The organism is Mizugakiibacter sediminis, assembly GCF_000953855.2.
Taxonomy (GTDB): Bacteria; Pseudomonadota; Gammaproteobacteria; order Xanthomonadales; family Rhodanobacteraceae; genus Mizugakiibacter; species Mizugakiibacter sediminis.
Window position 1 is genome coordinate 1 of record NZ_DF970224.1, and the last position, 3666, is coordinate 3666.

The 3666-nt window shown below is 69.3% G+C and carries 4 protein-coding genes; 3 read left to right on the forward strand and 1 reads right to left on the reverse strand.

The genetic code is table 11. From position 1 onward, the window contains the following. On the reverse strand, positions 1-186 hold a 186-nt coding region (locus MBSD_RS15775; RefSeq protein ID WP_237071789.1), incomplete at its 3' end, for a hypothetical protein. 28 nt (positions 187-214) lie between these two features. Between MBSD_RS15775 and MBSD_RS10390 the strand changes: the two genes are divergently transcribed. The 3 genes from MBSD_RS10390 (at position 215) to MBSD_RS10400 (ending at position 3561) form a co-directional block, all read left to right on the forward strand. Next, entirely contained in the window at positions 215-589 is a 375-nt protein-coding gene (locus MBSD_RS10390) for a YciI family protein (protein ID WP_062537266.1), read from the forward strand. A gap of 8 nt (positions 590-597) precedes the next feature. After that, on the forward strand, positions 598-1842 hold the full coding sequence (locus tag MBSD_RS10395) for an RNA polymerase sigma factor (protein ID WP_062537267.1): 1245 nt from the start codon (positions 598-600) through the stop codon (positions 1840-1842). Between the two features lie 438 nt (positions 1843-2280). Further along, a complete protein-coding gene (locus MBSD_RS10400; protein WP_187300639.1) occupies positions 2281-3561 on the forward strand; it encodes an amidohydrolase family protein in 1281 nt (426 codons plus the stop codon). The last annotated feature ends 105 nt before the right edge of the window (positions 3562-3666 follow it).

The following is a 3666-nucleotide window of genomic DNA, read 5'->3' on the forward strand; positions in this document are numbered from 1 at the left end:
CAAGGTGTTCGAGCCGGCGGCGATCGAGCAGGCGCTGGGGATCGTGCCGCGGGCCCACTGAAGAGTCGTCCGATCGTCGCCGGCCTCCCTGCCGGCGGGACGGGCCGGGGCCAGGACGGGCTCGGACAATGACGACCGGGATGTCGAAATGGTTCCTCGAGCCACGTCATGGATCGGGGCGCTCATTCGCAGCGCCCGCCAAAGGAGATCCACCATGCATTACACGATCCTGATCTACGAGTCCGCCGAGGATTTCGCCGTTCGCAAGGACCCCGATCCCAAGAAGCGCGAGGCCTATTGGGCGGTTTGGCCGCCGTATGCGCAGGCCCTCCGCGAGGCTGGCGTGTTCGTCGGCGGGGCTGGCCTGGAACCGCCGGAGACGGCCACCACGCTGAAGCTGCGCGACGGCCGCCGCCACGTGCAGGATGGCCCTTACGCCGATACCAAGGAGCAACTGGGAGGTTTCTTCATCATCGACGTCCCGGACCTGGATACGGCGCTCGATTGGGCCGCGCGCATCCCGCGCGCGGCTAGCAGAACCTACGAGATCCGGCCCAACCTGGCGCCGATGCCGGCGCCGGCACGGTAGGCGCACCGATGGACACGCGCCACGCGATCGAGCGCGCGGCGCGTGACTCCTATGGCCGCCTGCTCGCGTTCCTCGCCGCACGCACGCGCGATCTGGCGGCCGCGGAGGATGCGCTGGCCGACGCCTTTCATGCGGCGCTCGAGCACTGGCCCCGGGAGGGCGTGCCGCACAACCCCGACGCGTGGCTTCTCACGGCCGCACGTCGTCGGCTGATCGACGAGGGCCGCCGAGCCCAGGTCCGAACCGGGGCCATGCCCGACCTGCTGGCCCTGGCCATGCACGCGCACGACAGCGCCGACGAAACCACCGCATTTCCCGACGAGCGGCTGAAACTGCTGTTTGCGTGCGCCCACCCGGCCATCGCGGCGAACGTCCGTGCGCCGCTGATGCTGCAGGTCGTGCTCGGCCTGGATGCCGCGCGCATCGCCTCGGCCCTGCTGGTCAGGCCGGCAGCGATGGGCCAACGCTTGAGCCGGGCGAAGGTCAAGATCCGCGCCGCAGGCATTCCCTTCGAGGTACCCGCGGCGGACGCGCTGCCCGCGCGCCTCGATGCCGTGCTCGAGGCGATTTACGCGGCCTATGGGAGCGGCTGGGACGACATCGCGGGCGCGGGTACCCGGCGCAGGGACATCGCCGCGGAAGCGCTCGAACTGGGCCGGCTGCTCGCAATGCTCATGCCGGACCAGCCCGAGGCGCTCGGTCTGCTCGCGTTGATGCTCCACTGCGAAGCACGGCGCGGAACGCGGCGCGCGCCCGACGGTAGCTACGTGCCGCTTTCCGAGCAGGATCCCGCGCAGTGGTCACGCTCCCTGATCGACGAGGCGGAGGCCCTCCTCGCCCGCGCTGCGAGACGAAGGCGCCTCGGCCACTTCCAGCTCGAGGCTGCCATCCAGTCTGCGCACGCCCAGCGCGCCACGACGGGGCGCACCGATTGGGAGGCCATCGCCCTGCTGTACGAAGGCCTGACGCGGCTCGCGCCGACGATCGGCGCGCTTGTAGGCCGCGCGGCCGCGGTGGCCGAGGCCCGCGGCACGGCGGCGGGCTGGTCCCTGCTGCAGGCGCTTCGGCCCGAGGACATCGCGGACTACCAGCCCTACTGGGCACTCGCGGCGCATCTGCTGACGCGGATGGGCCGGACCCATGAAGCGCGCGATGCCTACGCGCGCGCCATGGGCCTCTGCAACGACGAGGCGATGCGCGCCTTCCTGCTGGGACGTGTTGAGCGGCTTGCATCGGATGCGAACGAGCGTTAGACGCTGCGCGGCGTGGCCGGCTGCGTCGACGCGACGTCGGTCTGCGTGGCGCCCCGCCGGAGCGCCGCCCGCTTGCCGTCCTAACGGCACGCCCCCGGCGGGACCGGCTAGACCATCCACGCTTCGGCCGTCCGGCGTCGATCTTCCAGACCTTGATCGCGCGGGCGACGTCCTCGGGGTTCATCCCCAACGCGGTGCGTACCGAATGCGCGCGGTCGCTGACGGTTTCCGCGCCGATCGTCATACCGACTTGCGGCACAGTTACGTGCCGTACCGTCGTGCTGCAATGGAAGGGTCCCGGAGCTGTGCGCCCACCAACGCAAACGAACCGATCGCTCCACCTGCACGCCCCTGGCGCCGGCGAAGCTTCTGCTCTCGCTGACTCGCTGCACTACACGCGCGGTCACGCGTGCATCGCGATCTCGGAGGACGGAAATAGTGAAGTCGAAACTTGGTTTGGCCGTCGCACTGTGTCTGCTGACGGGCGCGAGCGCGTGCGCACAAGGCGCAGGGTTCGCCGTACGCGACGTGCGCGTGTTCGATGGTCATAAGGCTCAGGCACACAAGACCGTGCTCGTCAGCGACGGCAGAATCCTGCGCGTCGTCGACGGGCGCGCCGCCGCCCCGCCGGGTTTCGAGGTCGTGAACGGGGAAGGCCGCACGCTGCTCCCCGGCCTGATCGACGCCCACGTGCACGTATCCCCCGTGTACCCTGCAGCCGCGCTACGGCAGAGCCTGCGGCTGGGCGTCACCACCGACCTCGACATGTTCGCAAGCCTGAAGGGTCTGCAGGCCATGAAGGCCATCGAAGCCAGCGATCCGCCCGACATGGCGGACGTGCGTACTGCCGGCATCGGCGCGACCACCCCCGGTGGCCACCCGACCGAGATGGGCGGCGATCCGATTCCCACGATTTCCGGCCCGGATGAAGCAGAGCGCTTTGTCGAAGCACGCATTGCCGAGGGGTCCGACTACATCAAGATCATCTACGAGGATTGCTCCGTGTACGCCGCGGTACGAGGTCCCTGCCCGTCGATCAGCGCCGCGACATTGCGTGCGCTGGTCGTCGCAGCCCACCGCCACGGCAAGCTCGCGGTCGTGCATATCAGCAGCGAGGCCGAGGCTCGGGATGCGATCGCCGCCGGCGCCGACGGCCTGGCTCACATTTTCATCGGCAAGACCGCCACGCCGGACTTCGGCCGCTACGCCGCCGCGCATCACGTGTTTGTGGAACCGACCCTGACGGCGAATTACGACAATTGCGGCCGTGGCGAGGGCGCCAACCTGGCCAAGGACCCGCGGCTGACCTCGCAAATCGACCAGCCCCTCTTTCGCCGGATGCTGGCCATGGTGCACACCGGACCATCCAAGATTTCCTGTGACGCGGCCGACCAGGCCGTGCGCGAGATGCTGGCCGCTCATGTGCCCATGCTGGTAGGCACCGACTCGCCTGCTCCCGGCAGCACCTACGGCGCATCCACGATCGAGGAGATCGCGTTGCTCGTGCGCGATGGTCTGACTCCGACCCAGGCACTGACCGCCGCCACCTTCAACCCTGCTCACGCGTTTCACCTGAACGACAGAGGCGAGATTCGTGCCGGACTCCGCGCCGATCTACTGCTGGTGCAAGGCGATCCGACGCGGGACGTGATCGATCTGCGCAATATCGTCGCCGTCTGGAAGCGTGGCGTGCGCGTGCAGCGCCTGCCCGTGCACTGAGTCGGCCCGACGGTTCTGCGCAGTTCTGGTCGGCGGCGGCCCGCTGCGCGACATGCGCGAGCTGCGCCGCGTCGACCTCACCCTCAAGGGCGGCAAGGTGTTCGA